This window comes from Staphylococcus sp. FW104-15G4D, assembly GCF_058790135.1.
The window spans coordinates 155,685-171,953 of record NZ_JBYTCH010000001.1 but is presented as its reverse complement, the minus strand read 5'-3'; the positions used below and the strand labels follow the sequence as shown (position 1 = coordinate 171,953).

General features: G+C 31.0%; 19 protein-coding genes. 4 read left to right on the top strand and 15 right to left on the bottom strand.

Annotated elements, in window-relative coordinates; genetic code table 11:
• A complete protein-coding gene (locus tag AC3WQX_RS00850; protein ID WP_023350697.1) occupies window positions 1-447 on the top strand; it encodes a YaiI/YqxD family protein in 447 nt (148 codons plus the stop codon).
• Between the two features lie 13 nt (window positions 448-460).
• On the top strand, window positions 461-1,027 hold the full coding sequence (locus AC3WQX_RS00845) for an LOG family protein (protein WP_030059132.1): 567 nt from the start codon (window positions 461-463) through the stop codon (window positions 1,025-1,027).
• A 273-nt stretch (window positions 1,028-1,300) separates the two neighbouring features.
• On the opposite strand, the gene AC3WQX_RS00840 is transcribed toward AC3WQX_RS00845, so the two are convergent.
• From AC3WQX_RS00840 to AC3WQX_RS00825, 4 genes are all read right to left on the bottom strand, one after another.
• Window positions 1,301-1,861 (bottom strand): GNAT family N-acetyltransferase, encoded by a 561-nt coding sequence (locus AC3WQX_RS00840; RefSeq protein ID WP_002432980.1) that lies wholly within the window; start codon window positions 1,859-1,861, stop codon window positions 1,301-1,303.
• Window positions 1,862-1,982: 121 nt separating this feature from the next.
• Entirely contained in the window at window positions 1,983-2,279 is a 297-nt protein-coding gene (locus AC3WQX_RS00835) for a hypothetical protein (protein WP_002433439.1), read from the bottom strand.
• A 141-nt stretch (window positions 2,280-2,420) separates the two neighbouring features.
• Window positions 2,421-2,858: an SA0632 family lipoprotein gene (locus AC3WQX_RS00830; protein ID WP_023350698.1), complete on the bottom strand. Its 438-nt coding sequence runs from the start codon at window positions 2,856-2,858 to the stop codon at window positions 2,421-2,423.
• Between the two features lie 57 nt (window positions 2,859-2,915).
• Window positions 2,916-3,371 carry a GNAT family N-acetyltransferase gene (locus AC3WQX_RS00825; protein ID WP_049307064.1) on the bottom strand — a complete coding sequence of 152 codons (456 nt, stop codon included), beginning with the start codon at window positions 3,369-3,371 and terminating at the stop codon, window positions 2,916-2,918.
• A gap of 143 nt (window positions 3,372-3,514) precedes the next feature.
• Between AC3WQX_RS00825 and AC3WQX_RS00820 the strand changes: the two genes are divergently transcribed.
• Complete coding sequence (locus AC3WQX_RS00820; protein ID WP_023350700.1) at window positions 3,515-4,204, top strand: DUF1129 family protein; 690 nt, start codon at window positions 3,515-3,517, stop codon at window positions 4,202-4,204.
• A gap of 69 nt (window positions 4,205-4,273) precedes the next feature.
• Here AC3WQX_RS00820 and AC3WQX_RS00815 read toward each other — a convergent pair whose 3' ends face one another.
• From AC3WQX_RS00815 to AC3WQX_RS00775, 9 genes are all read right to left on the bottom strand, one after another.
• Window positions 4,274-4,762 carry a DUF456 domain-containing protein gene (locus tag AC3WQX_RS00815; protein WP_023350701.1) on the bottom strand — a complete coding sequence of 163 codons (489 nt, stop codon included), beginning with the start codon at window positions 4,760-4,762 and terminating at the stop codon, window positions 4,274-4,276.
• 6 nt (window positions 4,763-4,768) lie between these two features.
• Entirely contained in the window at window positions 4,769-5,926 is a 1,158-nt protein-coding gene (locus AC3WQX_RS00810) for a sugar efflux transporter (RefSeq protein ID WP_162837217.1), read from the bottom strand.
• Between the two features lie 122 nt (window positions 5,927-6,048).
• Window positions 6,049-6,903 carry a LysR family transcriptional regulator gene (locus AC3WQX_RS00805; protein WP_002433389.1) on the bottom strand — a complete coding sequence of 285 codons (855 nt, stop codon included), beginning with the start codon at window positions 6,901-6,903 and terminating at the stop codon, window positions 6,049-6,051.
• A 93-nt stretch (window positions 6,904-6,996) separates the two neighbouring features.
• Entirely contained in the window at window positions 6,997-7,602 is a 606-nt protein-coding gene (locus AC3WQX_RS00800; protein WP_002433428.1) for a ribonuclease FAU-1 family protein, read from the bottom strand.
• A 414-nt stretch (window positions 7,603-8,016) separates the two neighbouring features.
• Window positions 8,017-8,484 carry a cupin domain-containing protein gene (locus AC3WQX_RS00795; protein ID WP_023350703.1) on the bottom strand — a complete coding sequence of 156 codons (468 nt, stop codon included), beginning with the start codon at window positions 8,482-8,484 and terminating at the stop codon, window positions 8,017-8,019.
• The gene (locus AC3WQX_RS00790) at window positions 8,484-9,200 is read right to left on the bottom strand and encodes a YebC/PmpR family DNA-binding transcriptional regulator (RefSeq protein WP_002433248.1); all 717 of its coding nucleotides are present in this window, start codon (window positions 9,198-9,200) and stop codon (window positions 8,484-8,486) included. Before AC3WQX_RS00790 ends, AC3WQX_RS00795 begins: the two co-directional genes overlap by 1 nt.
• Before the next feature lie 302 nt (window positions 9,201-9,502).
• Window positions 9,503-9,862: a transcriptional regulator, SarA/Rot family gene (locus tag AC3WQX_RS00785; RefSeq protein ID WP_002433103.1), complete on the bottom strand. Its 360-nt coding sequence runs from the start codon at window positions 9,860-9,862 to the stop codon at window positions 9,503-9,505.
• Between the two features lie 125 nt (window positions 9,863-9,987).
• A complete protein-coding gene (locus tag AC3WQX_RS00780) occupies window positions 9,988-12,147 on the bottom strand; it encodes a helix-turn-helix transcriptional regulator (protein WP_492739692.1) in 2,160 nt (719 codons plus the stop codon).
• Between the two features lie 282 nt (window positions 12,148-12,429).
• Window positions 12,430-13,089 (bottom strand): Bax inhibitor-1/YccA family protein, encoded by a 660-nt coding sequence (locus AC3WQX_RS00775; protein WP_002433380.1) that lies wholly within the window; start codon window positions 13,087-13,089, stop codon window positions 12,430-12,432.
• 429 nt (window positions 13,090-13,518) lie between these two features.
• Here AC3WQX_RS00775 and AC3WQX_RS00770 point away from each other — a divergent pair, with 429 nt between their 5' ends.
• Window positions 13,519-14,328 carry a LysM peptidoglycan-binding domain-containing protein gene (locus AC3WQX_RS00770; protein ID WP_002433301.1) on the top strand — a complete coding sequence of 270 codons (810 nt, stop codon included), beginning with the start codon at window positions 13,519-13,521 and terminating at the stop codon, window positions 14,326-14,328.
• 295 nt (window positions 14,329-14,623) lie between these two features.
• On the opposite strand, the gene AC3WQX_RS00765 is transcribed toward AC3WQX_RS00770, so the two are convergent.
• Both AC3WQX_RS00765 and AC3WQX_RS00760 read right to left on the bottom strand, forming a co-directional pair.
• Window positions 14,624-15,634: an inorganic phosphate transporter gene (locus AC3WQX_RS00765; RefSeq protein ID WP_002433186.1), complete on the bottom strand. Its 1,011-nt coding sequence runs from the start codon at window positions 15,632-15,634 to the stop codon at window positions 14,624-14,626.
• A gap of 14 nt (window positions 15,635-15,648) precedes the next feature.
• On the bottom strand, window positions 15,649-16,266 hold the full coding sequence (locus AC3WQX_RS00760) for a DUF47 domain-containing protein (protein WP_002433514.1): 618 nt from the start codon (window positions 16,264-16,266) through the stop codon (window positions 15,649-15,651).
• Window positions 16,267-16,269 lie beyond the last annotated feature (3 nt).

Here is a 16,269-nt window from a genome sequence, read left to right as displayed (position 1 = left end):
ATGGTCAAAGTAATCATAGATGGAGATGCTTGTCCTGTTGTTAATTCAGTGATTGAATTAACTAAAGGGACAGGCATTTTTGTTAACGTTTTAAGAAGTTTTAGTCACTTTTCTCATCAAATTCAGCCTGAACATGTAAAAACTGTGTATGTTGACGATGGGCCAGATGCTGTTGATTATAAAATTGTACAATTAGCTAAAAAGGAAGATATTGTCATTACTCAAGATTATGGCCTAGCTAGTTTACTTATAGACAAAGTACATATTGTAATGCATCATAAAGGAAGTATATATCGTGCTGATAATATTCAAACTCTGTTAGACCAACGTTATCTTAATGCACAAATTAGAAAGCAAGGTGGCCGACATAAAGGTCCTCCGCCTTTTACTAAGAATGACAGATTAAAATTTGAACAAACATTTACGAATGTTATTAAACAACTTTAGGAGGTCTCACATGATTAAAAGAATTGCAGTTTATTGTGGAGCAAGCAAAGGTAAAGATCCTTCATATGTAAAAGAAGCTTATGAGTTAGGAAAGTATATGGCAGAACAAGGCTACGAACTTGTATTTGGAGCTGGATCAGTAGGAATAATGGGTGCTATTCAAGATGGTGTCCTAGATCACGGCGGTAAAGCTATTGGTGTTATGCCTAGGATGTTAGATGAGCGAGAAATCACGAGTCAAAAAGTAAGTGAACTTATTTTAGTGGATTCAATGCATGAAAGAAAGAATAAAATGACAGAATTAGCAGATGCCTTTGTTATGGCTCCTGGAGGTGCTGGTTCTCTTGAAGAATTTTTCGAAATGTATAGCTGGGCGCAAATTGGTATTCATCAAAAACCTATAGGTGTCTTTAATTTAAATGGCTTCTTTGAGCCTTTACAAGCACTCATTGACCATATGATAAAAGAAGGCTTTATTGATAAAAAATATCAAAAATTAGCACCATTATTTGATACTAAAGAAGCGCTGTTAGAAGGTCTCAATAATTACAAACCACTTGGCGTACGTACATACGATTAAATAAATAACGCGTCTATAGGTTATTCTATAGACGCGTTTTGATATTAAAAAGGTTTCATCTTATTATGTTTATATCGCAGTATGCGATTGGCTTTGAAGCACATTTAGAAATGGTACTTCAAAACCTAATCGCACTTGCGGGGGCAAGACAACGAAATCAATATTTACTGATTTCTGTCTCGCTCCCAATTGCACTAAGAACTACTAACCTTCACTTTGTGAAGGAAATATCTTCAAGGTTTACAATTGCTCTTGCAATTGCACTAAGAACTACTAACCTTCACTTTGTGAAGGAAGTAGTTCTATGTAATATCTAACATGGCGTTTGAGGGGATGGTATTTGCTTAGGTTTGGAAATTCGAAGTTATCTAGGAAGGTCATTCCTATTTTCTCCATTACCTTTCTTGAAGGTAGATTTGTTTCAGATGTAAAACTATATAATTCAGTAATGCCTTTTTCTTTTGCGTAAGACAATACAGCTTGTGCACCTTCAGTAGCTAATCCGTTACCCCAAACTTCAGGAATTAATCGCCAACCAATTTCATAAAAAGGTAGTTCTTTAAAAGGATATTTGCTGTCTTCGGGGATGTAGTTTACTCCGATAAACCCTAACCATTCACCCGTTTCCTTTAATTCAACCGCAAAAAGGCCGATTCCATTATCTTTGATAATTTCATCCATTTTTTTCATATCAAGTTCTGAACGACGGTAACTTAATAAACTTGGAAAATACCTACGGACTTGCTGATTTGCATTCATTTTCTGAAATGGTAATAAATCCTTTTCTTCCCAATCACGCAACTTCAAACGTTCAGTTTCAATGTAAGTTCCCATGTTAAACACTCCATTTTACCCATAAAGCTTAATTCAATATTATTCTAATACAAAATTAACGCGTTATGAAGTTGTCCCCACATTCATATCGCGCTAATCATTTCTGTCATTATGTTAAATTTTATGCTTTAGAAATATAACTAATTAATTTTACGTGAACAGGAATTTCTTTTAAACGATCACGTTGTTCTTTAGGTGCAGTAAATGTTGCATCAATAAAATCATTTTGATGGTTTAAACGATATGTTGCAACGAATGTGTCTGTATCAGATTCAAAGTTTGGTAAATGTGCAATCACACGTTTAATTTCACTAGTTGAATCAATAATAGTACGTCCAGTAATATTTTCTAATTCTCTGCCCAATTCAGGTAACGTAATATTTTGTCCTTCTAAAATATTAAAATCTTGTTCGTGCATCGTTAATCTCTCCTCTTATAGATGTGTAGTATCAATCATCTTTCATAAATTTAATTCAAAATAGTATTAAATACTCACTTTGTAAATTGATTTTGTGTAATTTATCAATTATATTACCCTATTCAAAACTGCATCAAACGTTTATTGATCTGAGTTTTGTGTATTGGAAGTAGTTTTAGAATCGTTATTCTTACTTGTAGAGTCACTTTTTTGTGTCTCTTTGTTAGGCGTTTGTCCTTGGTTAGATTGCTTCGATTTTGTAAAATTTGTTGATTTTTCTGAATTAGTCGTTGAAGAATCTTCTGAATTTTTATCTTCACTTGAATTAGATGAATCTTTTTCAGATGAGTTACTAGACGAATCTTCAGCCGGCAATTCGTTGATATCTTTTTGAAGATTATCTTGCTGATCTTTAAGTTTGTTTTTTTGGTTTTCTAAATCTTTTTTCTGTTTCTTTAAATCTTTATTTTCTTTTTCTAATTGGTTAATGCTTTTTTCTAAAGAAGCTTTCTCGTTACTTTTACCACATGCTGTTAACATTAAAGTTGATGCTAAGAGTAAAGTGAACCATTTTTTCATGATAGACTCCTTTGTTTAAACTTATAAATACAATTTATTTTAACATGCTTTTTTAATTTATTCATTTTTTCCCTTTAATTTTTTAGACATTTTTAGATGCGACGTTTGATAGCCTAAATTTTCATTTAATTTTACCATGTCGTTGTTTTCTTTATTAACTGTACTTTCAATACTTATAGCATCCATTAAATTCGCCCACTGCTCAATATCGCGTTTTAACTGTGAAGCAATTCCTTGTCTTCTAAAGTCTGGTTTTACATATAGTACTTCAATTTGTACTATTTTGAGCTGCGGTTCATAATGCGCCCAAATAAATCCTTTAAGACTGCCCGCATGTTCATTTATTAAAATAATATCATTCGCATATTTTAGTCTTGAAATAATCATTTCATATCTTAAAGCCATCGATGTTGAAGTCACTTGATAATTAAATTCATTTTCTGAGATTAAATGTTCATGTATTCTAGCTATTTCGTTAATCCAACTCTCATCTTCCAATGTCATTTTCTTCATATAAAGAACTCCTCAATTGTTAATGATATTAATAACACTTATATGATATTATTAGTCATAATAACACGTCATATATTTTATTTATAAATAAGAATTGTCTATGAGGTTTTACTTTTAGAAAATGAAGGAGCACTTAAATTATCATGAAATCTACAGCACAATTAACTAAGGAGAATAATGTTAAATCTTTACGACTTAACAACACCGATCGTGAAATATTTGAGAATTACATGACGTATATTCGCGCTGACTTAAGCGTGAATCCTCATGATTCAGAACTTATGTTAAATCGCATTTTGAAACATTTGATTCGTGCTGAAGATAAAGGCATGCTAGCGATGGAGTTCTTTGATCATGATCCTAAAGCACATGCTAAAAAAGAAATTAAAGCGCTACCCAATGAAACCATTAAGAACATTTTTAAGTATATATATCATAATTTTATATTTTTAATAGGCATGTTTTGCTTCTTAAAGGGATTTATTGGCTTTTTTATTGGAGGAGATAGTAACTACTTGTATCTATATACTTTCCCAATAACTGTAATCGTAGGTCTCTTTATAATATTCTTATTTATATGGATGAGTTTTAGGACAATTCAATTACAATGCTTTAATAATTCACATTGGGTTTGGTGGTTAACATATGGCGTTATAGCTTTGCTATTAATTACCCTGTTTTATGTATTTTTTATTCCTCAGTCATTTTTAGCATTTGGGCCTTATATTAATGTAAGTAATTGGACATTTATTATTATTGCAATTTTAATTACGCCTATTGCATTTTATGTTGACCATCATTTCTATAATAGAGACGCTAACACACGCATGTAAAAAGACTTACTTTCAGTCTTCCCACGGGAGAATTTTACTGAAAGTAAGTCTTTTATTTTCAACAAAGCATTAATTAATTAAGAACACATCTACAAAGAACCAGATTACCATAATGACCATAATGATTGCTTGAGCTACTGTGCTAGCTAGAAAAGCTACAACAGAGCCTAAACTCACCTTTAAAGCTTTCTTAAAATCAAAACCATTTAATAACTCCACAACAAATACTGCAATTAAAGGAACTAATATTATGCCAAATGGTGGAAATACGAAACACCCAACGATAACACCTACAAGCGCAGTATACTCGCCCACTTTACTTCCACCAAATCGATTAACAAAGTATTTATTCATCATGAAATCAGCCACGAGAATAAATAAAGTAAATAAAATCATAGCTACGTAAAATATCCATGATAAACGGCCATCGTTAAAACCTATTTGATAAATTATAAAACCTATCCACATGACTAGCATTGATGGAATAATCGGCTTAATTAAGCCTACAAATGCTAAGACAAACATGAGGATAATAATTATCCATAAAACTGCTGTCATCTAAATCTACTCCATATCTTCTTCAGTTATTTTTTGATCTTTTGTAAAGAAAATAAGTATCATACCAATTAGAATTGACGTCGCTGATACAAAAAAGACATTTTCCAAACCAACCCAATGGCTCATAACGCCACCTAATAAATTTCCACATAATTGACCTATAACCATTGCATTCGCAAATAACGTAGAGGCATAACCCGGGAAATCAGGTAAAATATCTTGAAAGTAACTAATTCCTAATCCTAATAGTATAGCTAAGAAAATTGCTAAGAAAACTTGACCAGCTAACATCATGTAAAAGTTTTTAAATACACCAATGCTAAAATAAAATGCGCCGCCAAAGAGTGAACCAAAAAGTAGCAAAGTTCGTGTTGGAAATTTGGCTGATAAAATACCTAATATAACCATAAAAGGCACTTCAAGACCAGCACATAAACTCGCTAAATATCCTACATAACTATCACGTTCTCTTAGATAATTTGTGACGAATAACGGCATATTCATCGTGTACATCCATTGTCCAATATGTAAAAGAATAAACGCGATAAACGGAATAAATAATGCTTTATCTTTAAACATATTTGGAGCGGATTTCTCAACATGATGTTGCGATGAGACTTGGTATTCAACGGGTAAATTCTGATAGAAAAAGACTTGTAGAATTAAGGTGAACAATAGAATAGCTACCGTTCCACCAAATAACCCAGAATATCCATTTAATTCGATTAATTGTGACCCTATAAAGGGACCAAATAAAAATCCTAATGAAAACATGGAACGTAACACGGTATTTGCAAACTTCGCACGATCTCGCGAACTTGAGATATTAATTGACTCTCTTGCAGAAGCATATAATTGCGGCATTGCTGGAGCAAATAAACCTTGGAAAATTGCATATAGAACTATAAATAACCAGATTTGATGAACATAAAAATAAATAGAAAAGCTTACGGCACCCATGAATAGCGCGCTAATAATAAGGACTTTCCTATTAACATTATGTGTATCAGAAAACCTAGCAATAATTGAATTCACTACGAATTGACTAACTGCAGCTAATGCTAATAATAAACCATATTGAGTTGTTGTCATTCCTAAATCTTTTGTAGCGAATAAGACGAGGTATGGTACAGTCACTGCTATACCCATGCCGAGTAGCATCATATTCACAACAAACAGTTTATAGTTTTTAATATGAAACAGTGCTGTAAACAATTTTCAAACCTCTATTCTTTTATTAAATTGTACTTTTTACAATAGACTAAATGGCAATACCTTTTAAAAATTTATCGAATAAAATTCAACATTAGATTTACAAATGAATCTACTTGAGGCAGTTGCAACATACTTCCATCATAACTCATATAAGTTGATCGTATGAGAGGTTCTTCATCAATACTAACCTTCTCAAATTCAAACATATTTTTATCGATATGCTTCATCATAATTTCAGGTAAAATCGTTACCCCCACACCACTTAAAAGCATTTCCTTACAAGTTGCAACTTGGTCCACCGTTATCGTTGCATGATAATCTTGACCTAAATTATCATTGTACCATTGCTTAATTTGATTAATATAAATAGGATCTGCTTGAAATTCAATAAATGGTAACTTTGTAACATCCTCACGTCGATCTTTGGGATAAATAAAGTAATGATCATCATTAAATAGGTGTGTATTTGATAGATTCATGACTTTATTCCCTCTGGTAATCATGACGTGATAATCACGATGATTTGCTTTAATCTGTTCAGTAGATCCTACTTGAACTTGAATTTCTACGTTAGGAAACTGTGTATTGTATAAACTCAATACTTCGGGTAATAACGTTTGGCCGATTAAAGACGAACATCCTATTGAAATCGTACCATTCACTTCTCCGATATGTGCCTGCATTTTATCGAAGAATAAACGTTCACGTTTCAACATATCACGCGCATGGTCAATAATCATAGCGCCTTCAGTTGTAGTGATCAATTGTTTTTTTGTACGAATAAATATTTCTACTCCAAACGAACCCTCAATCGCTTTTAGACGTTGAGTTACAGCTGGTTGTGAAATATATAATATCTCTGCCGCTTTACGTAACGTTTTTGTTTCATCTAAAGTGATGAGTAATCGATAATCATCAATTTTCATAGCGTCCCCCTAAATATTTCTATCCTTAAATCTTTGCTATGATGATTTAGCTTTAGTTGATTAACCTTCAACCACATATCCTTTTATTGTCATTCACTTTGCTTTACGTCGGTGATGTTTGTGCTTATTTTTGGGTTTAAAAGGACGTTTATGCTTATTTCTTAGAGATTTATGATAAATTTTATTGTAACAATGCATGACCTTGTCTTGAACTTCTGAAAAGTTCTCTTCTATTTCAATCATTAATTGATGAGCAATAATATAAGCCTCATGATATTGTTTCTTAGAAATTTGCTTATTTTGCAAGGCATACATCAAATCATCTTCGTCTACAAGTTCATATTCCCCAGTAGGTAACACCAGCACATCTAAACATAAATCTAACGTACGTGCATTTCCCTTTTGAGTGATATTTTTAATATTAATATCAAAATAATATTCTAGCGGATTGCCTTTATCATCAAACATGACTGTAATACTATATCGCTTTTTTTCTGGTAGTATTTGCAACCATCTATAATTGTCATCTGCAACTATTATGTTTTGTCCAACTACCGTCACCTCTAAAGGCTCACGAACCTTTTTCATCGTGACCAAGCCGATAATACCTTTAAATCTATTATTATTAACTTTAACCTCTGTATACTCTCTCTCTACCAGGCGACGCCAGTGACGTTTGTCTATATATTTTACTTTCACAGTCACCAACTCCTTATTTTTATTATATAAAACTGGTTAGTTAATGTCATCTTAATGTTTTAGATTAATGACTTTTACACTGTTATTTTCAAAATTATATTAAAACTATTTTACTATAAATTGATGTAATTTACTTAAAATTGATAATGTTACTATGTTTTAATATTAACTCTAGATATTTCCAGAATTTTCTAATTAATGAGTGGTAAGTCTTAAATGTTATTTTGCCTCAACAAAAGAAGGAAATAATTTAATTGAAGAAAAGTAATGAAAGAACTTGAATATATTGTAGATGTTGCTAAAAAACTCTTTGACTCAGCCAATTAACAAACTTATTTTGACACTAAAAGTTTAATTTATATTAAAAAAACCTTTAAACGGACTAAGTTTAAATCCATTTAAAGGCTTCATTTATTACAATACAGCGTATTTTCTTATAATATTTTCTAAGTCGGGATAATGCTTTAACAATTGGTCTTGTTTCAACAATTCGAAATGTTCAAATTCGAAGGCAGGTTGACACATGCATCCGACAAGGCTATAACCCTCATTATCATCTATAGAAGATGCAAATATTGTACCTTTAGGAACACAATATTGTAATACATCTCCAGCGGATATATTTTGACCTAATTTCACACTATGATACTTACCTTGTGGTGTAATCATGTGAATAGTTAATGTTTCTCCGGCATGATGATACCATACTTCATCTGCGTCAATTCGGTGAAAATGAGAAATATTGTCATGTGTTAAGAGGAAATATATACTACTATAAGGTGCTCTATTAAGCGTATCTTCACGTAGTGTTTCTCTATAATAACCGCCTTCAGGATGAGCTATTAATTTAAGTTCTTGAATCCACTCTTTTGAAGTTTTCATTATTTTAAATCTACATTGTGGAATACGTTTTGAACATCTTCTAAATCTTCAAGTGCGTCCACTAACTTCTCAAATGTGGCTTGATCTTCTTCAGATAACTCAATATCTGTTTGAGGCAACATTTCAAATTCTGCTACTTTAAAGTCCTCAACACCGGATTCACGTAAAGCATCTTGTACTTGAGCAAATTGATCAGGTTCTGCATAAACAATTGTTAATCCATCTTCATCAATGACATCTCTCACATCAACATCTTGTTCCATTAACGTTTCTAAGATTTCATCTGCAGATTTACCTTCTACACCGAAAGTCGCTGTATGATCAAACATGTAAGCTACTGAACCAGAAACACCCATATTTCCACCATTTTTACCGAAGGCTGCACGCACATCTGAAGCTGTACGATTCACATTATTTGTTAAGGCATCAACAATTAACATTGAACCACTTGGTCCAAAGCCTTCATATCTTAAATGATCATAATTTTCCTCACCAGCACCTTTAGCTTTATCAATAGCTCTATCAATAATGTGATTAGGTACTGAATATGTTTTAGCACGTTCCAATACTAATCTTAGTGCTTGGTTAGATTCTGGATTAGGTTCTCCAGATTTTGCTGCTACATATATTTCTTTGCCGAATTTGGCATAAATTCTACTCGTATTTTTATCTTTTTGGGCCTTTTTCTCTTTAATGTTGTTCCATTTACGTCCCATAATGTCATCTCACTTTCGTACTCTATGTTCTTCATTATATATTTAGCAGTAATTTTTGTAAAATCTCTTAAACAGATGTAAACTACTGCTATATCAATATTTTTAAAGTGATATTTAACTGAATTTATTCTGTTTCCTACAATTATTATTAAAAACAAAGATGCGTTTTTAGTTCCTCTCATCTTTGTGCTAAAAATTTTGTGATTTATATCAGTCTCTATCTAGCATAATACTTATGTATGTATACATGGAATAAACATAAAAAGTGTCGATTTATAATATTTATAAATCGACACCCTTAATTAAATATTTAAAAAGTTTTCAACGTCATCAAATAAAGCATTAAATATTTCCAAGTTTTCTTCACTCATATATAGAAAAATTTTTCTTTCATCTCTAGTTGATCTTACTTTGCTTAATTTCTCTTTATCTATTAATCTTCGAATTGATACTAGTAACTTTGTTCTACTTAATTCTAATTCACTTATAGCTATTTTTAAAAATGATTGCATAAGTATTTGTTCATCTGAACAATACTTTCTAGCTAAGTCTAGTACAGCAAGATCATTTAATGTCAACTTATATTCTTTATCTATATATTCAGATAATGCTTTATATTGTTTGTAAAATCCTAGTAGTTTTTCTAGCTTCTGTTCATTCAAGACGCGCACCTCCAAATATATGTAGACAATGTATAGTAACATTATCCTAAATATCTGGATAATTGTCTTTGGCATTTGTTTTTAATCATATGTCAAAATTACCAATAAATTTAAATTGAATTGTGTTACGCCTTTTTTATTTTGTTATTTTTTTTATAGATTTTTACAAGATAAGCCGAATTGTACTTCAAGCTTAGCTTTAATGACGATTCTGTAAAATCATGCTCAAAAATTTCAATATTAGGTCTAAAATTATCTTCTACTTTGATTAAAAATTTAGTAGACCATTGATATTTATTCCGTAAATTAGGTGGAATAATATGATTAATGTTCCCACTCTCATTATCAACTTTAACAATCATACATATATATTCATCTTTAAGTTCTTCTTCACAAAAATTAATGTAAATATCAATATTATTAAAGTTGTCTATACTTGATTCGCTTTCAATTACTCGCCAATCATATAAATAAAGGAGATATCTATCGCTACTATCAATAATGTTATAGAACCCATTTTTAACTTTGTTTTGATTAATCATCCAACTTAAATCATTAAATATTAACCCATATGTTGTTTTAAAACCATTTTCATCAAATAAATGAACAGAATTAAATAAATCTGGATGAGAAAATAAATTTAAGCCGTACCCTGAAAAATGCTCTTTTAATTTAATAACAGACAGATATAAGAGTGGTGCACTATGACTTAAATCAATCTCTTCATTATTTAACAGTTGATGATTAACTAAGTTTAAAAAGATGAGGTTTTCTTTACTAAAATCAAATTGATTTAAATTTACACTTAAGTGTTTCAACTGTAGAACATTTTTCAATAGAAGACCTTCATTACTATCCATTAAATAAGGAGATGTCAATTGTGCATTGTCTATATAGAGATAATCAAATTTTAGTCTTTTAATTTGCGCTTCTAAAGATTTAAATTGAGCTGGATCGTCAACCATACAACTAATATCTAAACCGATAGTATAATTTATGTGTGTATTCTGCATTTTTAAAATATCTCTATATATACTACGTATATCTTTATCATTTAAATTGAAAATAAATTGAATCTCATAATTAGAATTGTGATTTTTCTTGTCCAATTGCTTAAGACTTGTTTTAAAACTCTCTATTAAGTCATTTATATGTTCAATTTCATTAACATTGAAAGCTATATGTAAATCATTTTCAATAATAGTTTGGCTAATATAATTTTTTTCATTTTGTGTTAATAATTTGCCATACTCATATAAATAAGGCATAAAGTAGAAGATAATATTAGACCCTTCATAACCCATTTTCTGATAAAGTCCTTCTAAAAATAGCAACTTCATTTCTTCAATAGTATGAATTTGGATGACTGAATAAAAAGGAGAAGCATTTACAATTTGTGAATTATCAATTCTAATTTCATCATATATATCTGAAACATCGTTAGGTATAACTGAACGGATGAGTTTTTTTAATGGCCTTTTTTTGTTTTCTGGCACCGTTTCATCTGTACAACCATTATATTTATCATATTTTTTCATAGTCCGATATTCATTAGGTGTCACACTTAGATAATTCTTGAATAATTTAGAATAAGTCGAGGCGTTACTAAATCCTAGTGCATCACTAATTTGACTAATCGTTTTATTCGTGGTTAATAACATTTCTATAGATTTACTAATTTTCAATGTATCAACGTATTTTTTAAACCCCATTCCCATTAGAGTGTGAATTTGAGAAGACAGATTAGATTTTGATATGTAGAGTTGGTTCGAGATATCTCTTAAAGTTAACCTTTCACTCATATGATTGTATATGTAATCTAATTCATCTTTTAAGTCACCATAAAAGGCATAAATGTATTGATCTTCGGCTATTTTTTTATCTATACTCGCTTCCTGAGCAAGCATTTCAACAATTTTATTAATAAGTTCATATTCTTTTTCAGTGTTCCCATCAATATAATTTAATGCAAGTTGAGCCATCAAATATTTAATTTCATTTGTAGATTTAATCAACTCAGCAGTGTAGTGATAATCAAAAAATGCATATCCTAATTCTGCAAACCAATCACTAGAAATGTACATTTCTAATGTAGTTCCATTGTCATTGATTCCAAAAACATCCATATTATTAACAATATATAATTCATTATTAATCGTTCTTTGCTTTCTGAATTGTTGAAGATGCATACTTCCCTCAATTGGCCAAAATAAGAGTATCCCATCTTGGCATCTTGTTGTTGAATACTCGTTCTTAGAAAGTATATGCAAACAGGAATGTGACATTACTTTACCTCTTTTCCTATTTTAAATAGCCTACTATAAATAATACTTAACCATTGTTCACATTCGATAAACGCCAATTTAACACAATATGAAAATTATATCAAAAGCGAAATTATATATATAATCAATTATTTTTTATGTATCTGTTCTATCTAATTATACATTAAAAAAAGATGTGGCGTTAAAATTCCATAACTCAAACAATTATCAAGCCATTTAATAACTCAAATGCTCTCATTAGGAAGAAATACGCCCACATCTTGAATATTAAACATTATAGATTTAATTTTTGAAACGATTAGCTAATCTTAGTATATCTTCTATTATATTTAATAAATTGATAAATAGGTTAAAGCCCATTTCTCGTGGTGAAAACTGACCTCTTTTCATCCTATTGAAATCATAAAGTGTATATAATAGGAACAATAACAAGCTAATAACTGTGATTACAGTATGGAATATAGGGTTATGAATAAATAATCCTATTAAACTAGCAATAATTAATGCTATTAAAGTAACAAATAAATATTTTCCCATACTTGATGCGTCATTAATTAAGAAATACCCTACAATACCAAACGCTATAAATGCACCTATTGCAAGTAAAATATTTTTATAAAATACTTCTGCACCTAAATTTTGTAGATATGCAGTAAACATCGCATATGAAAGTAGTCCGACAATAATAGCGTATATATGCGAGATGATGAGACCATATTTACGCGCCCGTTTTATAAATAATGTAGCCAGTAAAATAACAAATAACGCTATAGATAGAGGTTTTCTCCAAGACATAGGTAAGTATTGACCGAAGTAACAACCTATTCCAAAAATAATCCAATAGTACATAAAGAACAGCCATACCTTACCGTAAGCATGGGATTGGTGCTTATCTTTAGAGTGATTTTGTGATTTGTTTGCACTTTGAGTCGATTGGGACATTTTTTAATCTCCTTTTATACTAAAAAATTCTCAATTACTAAAAGTTTACAATAACCAATAAAAATTCTAAAGTGTTTAACTTAGTATTATCTAAATATAAAGAAGTTTCCGAAAACTTATCTATAATTAATATTACTTTATTACAATTTATAAAACTTTCATGAATTAATTTTAATCAAAAAAGTCTATAAATCCTTTAAAATCAACTAATACAGGTTATATGTACTTTTCGTAAAAATTGTTAACAATATTACAAGATAATAACAAAGCCCACAGAGGCTATTATTTTTGTTAGTATTGGGTACGTAATAAGAAAGTATAGTCAAAAGTAATTAAAGAGTTAGGTTCATGTTTTAAGACTTGTGGGGACAAATGTCTACATAATAAACACAATCAATTTAATTTAATTACATTTAAGGAGGAGTCACTTTGAAAAAGTTAGCCTTTGCAGTAACAGCCGCTTCAGGTGCAGCCGCAGTACTTTCACATCATGATGCTGAAGCTTCAACCCAGCATAAAGTTAAATCAGGAGAATCTTTATGGAGTATTGCTCAAAAATATAATACTTCAGTAGAAAACATTAAACAAAATAATAATTTAAATAATAACATGGTGTTCCCTGGACAAGTTATTAATGTAGGTGGAAGTGCTTCACAAAGCTCTAATTCAAACGCTTCTTCTAACACAGGTTCAGCTTCTACACACACTGTAAAAGCTGGAGAATCATTAAACATTATCGCCAATAAATATGGTGTTTCAGTTAACGCTTTAATGAAAGCAAACAATTTAAATGGTTATTTAATTACACCTGGCCAAACATTAAAAGTACCTAATGGTGGATCAGGCGCTGGTGCAGCTGGTACAGCTACTCCATCTACAGGAAATGATTACAACTCACCTTCATTTAACCACCAAAACTTATATACTGAAGGTCAATGTACTTGGTACGTGTTCGATAAACGTGCACAAGCTGGTAAACCAATTAGCACATATTGGTCAGATGCTAAATATTGGGCAGCAAACGCAGCAAATGATGGTTATCAAGTAGATAATAACCCAACTGTAGGTGCTATTATGCAAAGCACTCCAGGACCATACGGTCATGTTGCTTATGTTGAACGAGTTAATGGAGACGGAAGTATTCTAATCTCAGAAATGAACTATACTAATGGACCATACAACTCTGATTATCGTACAATTCCAGCTTCAGAAGTATCACTTTACGCTTATATTCATTAATTCAATAGATTTATTGATTACCACTTAAGGCATCTACCCGTCTTAAGTGGTTTTTTTATGCCAAATTCTCTTCTATTATATATGTCGTAGTTATTTATACTCCGCCATTACTAATAATAATGAAAAATTTAACCATTCAGTTAAATATTTCCTGGGTATAAACATTAATCCCCCTCACAAATTTATTATTCAAAACACAAAAATACCAACAAAACCTTTGATTTTGTTGGTATTTTGCTACTTATAAGCTTATTAAAGTTACAAGTCTTTATATCTAATATTGTTATGTTATATCTTATTTTAAAAATAGATGCATGATAAAGTACACAATGCCAGCCAATAATGCTGAAATTGGTAACGTAATTACCCAAGTAATAACCATTCGTTGAGCTGTACTCCATTTTACACCTTTAGCGCGGTTAGAAGCACCTACACCTAGGATTGATGAAGAAACAACGTGAGTCGTTGATAATGGGAAGTGTAGTGATGACGCTACGAAAATTGTTAATGCAGAAGAAAGATCTGCTGCTGCTCCGTTAGCCGGACGAATTTTCATAATGTTACCACCAACAGTTTTGATGATTTTCCAACCACCTACTGCTGTACCCAGACCCATTGCAGTTGCACAAGCGATTTTAACCCATAACTGAGGTTCTACACTTGAACCAGTCTGAAGATTCGCAACGATTAATGCTAAAGTGATAATCCCCATTGATTTCTGAGCATCGTTCGTACCATGTGAGAATGATTGTAATGCTGCAGTAAAGATTTGGAAAAATCTAAAGTTACGATTTGCACGTGTTAAATTTGCGTTTTTAAATACGACTTTCACGATAGAATACATAATAAAACCAACACAAAATGCAATGATTGGTGAAATAATTAATACAATAATTATCTTCGTGAATCCTTGATAATGTAGTACTGCAAATGAACCTTGAGAAGCTATAGCCGCACCAGCAATTGACCCAATTAATGCATGTGATGAAGAACTTGGAATACCATATAACCAAGTTACTAAGTTCCAAATAATTGCTGCAATAATTGCTGCTAAAACAACAACTAGACCATGTTGTAATTTAAATGGATCAACAATATCCTTTGTAATTGTTCCGGCTACCCCAGTAAATGTTAAGGCACCAATAAAGTTCATTACTGCTGCTAATAAAATAGCAGATCTAGGAGTTAAAGCTCTTGTAGAAACAGCAGTTGCTACAGCGTTGGCAGTATCATGGAAACCATTGATAAAGTCAAATACTAATGAAAATATAACTATAGCTATCGTGACGATTAAAATATATGACATAAATGAGGACTCCCTTAGCTATTTTTCATAATTATAGTTTCAAAGTTATTAGCAACTGTTTGGCATTTATCAGCAATTTCTTCCATACTTTGATAAATATCTTTTATTTTAATTAATGTGATTGGATCTGTTTCACTGTTAAAGATGTGTTTCATTGACTGTCTTAAGATTCCGTCACAATTTGTTTCAAATTCTTTAATATTAATAGAATGAATACGCATGTGAGATAATTTTTTGTCTACTAATAATCCTACTGCTAACTTCATTTCAGCAACTGCTTTTTGAATATTTTCAACAAATTCAGCCATGTATTCATCTGTATATTCAATTGAATACATTTCAAACATAGCAGATGTCTCTTCCATCGCATCTAAAACATCGTCGATTGCATTACATAAAGATAGGATATCTTCACGTTCGATTGGTGTAATAAACGTTTGATTCAAGTCAGTAATAACTTGGTGCATCAACTCGTCACCATGTGACTCATACGTTTTAATATTATCAGAATAAGCTTTCAAATCTAAATGTGTGTTGAAATCCATTTTTCCGAATTCAATTGCTGCACGATCTAGGTTGAATACCATTTCTTCTAATTGAACCATGAACTTATCCTTTTTCTTACTAAACATTCA

Coding starts and splice junctions, on each gene's coding strand:
- AC3WQX_RS00780 (WP_492739692.1), bottom strand. CDS start 12,147: ATGTCACATTCCTGTTTGCATATACTTTCTAAGAACGAGTATTCAACA.
- AC3WQX_RS00850 (WP_023350697.1), top strand. CDS start 1: ATGGTCAAAGTAATCATAGATGGAGATGCTTGTCCTGTTGTTAATTCA.
- AC3WQX_RS00830 (WP_023350698.1), bottom strand. CDS start 2,858: ATGAAAAAATGGTTCACTTTACTCTTAGCATCAACTTTAATGTTAACA.
- AC3WQX_RS00760 (WP_002433514.1), bottom strand. CDS start 16,266: ATGTTTAGTAAGAAAAAGGATAAGTTCATGGTTCAATTAGAAGAAATG.
- AC3WQX_RS00765 (WP_002433186.1), bottom strand. CDS start 15,634: ATGTCATATATTTTAATCGTCACGATAGCTATAGTTATATTTTCATTA.
- AC3WQX_RS00810 (WP_162837217.1), bottom strand. CDS start 5,926: ATGATGCTACTCGGCATGGGTATAGCAGTGACTGTACCATACCTCGTC.
- AC3WQX_RS00840 (WP_002432980.1), bottom strand. CDS start 1,861: ATGGGAACTTACATTGAAACTGAACGTTTGAAGTTGCGTGATTGGGAA.
- AC3WQX_RS00805 (WP_002433389.1), bottom strand. CDS start 6,903: ATGAAAATTGATGATTATCGATTACTCATCACTTTAGATGAAACAAAA.
- AC3WQX_RS00790 (WP_002433248.1), bottom strand. CDS start 9,200: ATGGGACGTAAATGGAACAACATTAAAGAGAAAAAGGCCCAAAAAGAT.
- AC3WQX_RS00795 (WP_023350703.1), bottom strand. CDS start 8,484: ATGAAAACTTCAAAAGAGTGGATTCAAGAACTTAAATTAATAGCTCAT.
- AC3WQX_RS00835 (WP_002433439.1), bottom strand. CDS start 2,279: ATGCACGAACAAGATTTTAATATTTTAGAAGGACAAAATATTACGTTA.
- AC3WQX_RS00815 (WP_023350701.1), bottom strand. CDS start 4,762: ATGACAGCAGTTTTATGGATAATTATTATCCTCATGTTTGTCTTAGCA.
- AC3WQX_RS00775 (WP_002433380.1), bottom strand. CDS start 13,089: ATGTCCCAATCGACTCAAAGTGCAAACAAATCACAAAATCACTCTAAA.
- AC3WQX_RS00825 (WP_049307064.1), bottom strand. CDS start 3,371: ATGAAGAAAATGACATTGGAAGATGAGAGTTGGATTAACGAAATAGCT.
- AC3WQX_RS00820 (WP_023350700.1), top strand. CDS start 3,515: ATGAAATCTACAGCACAATTAACTAAGGAGAATAATGTTAAATCTTTA.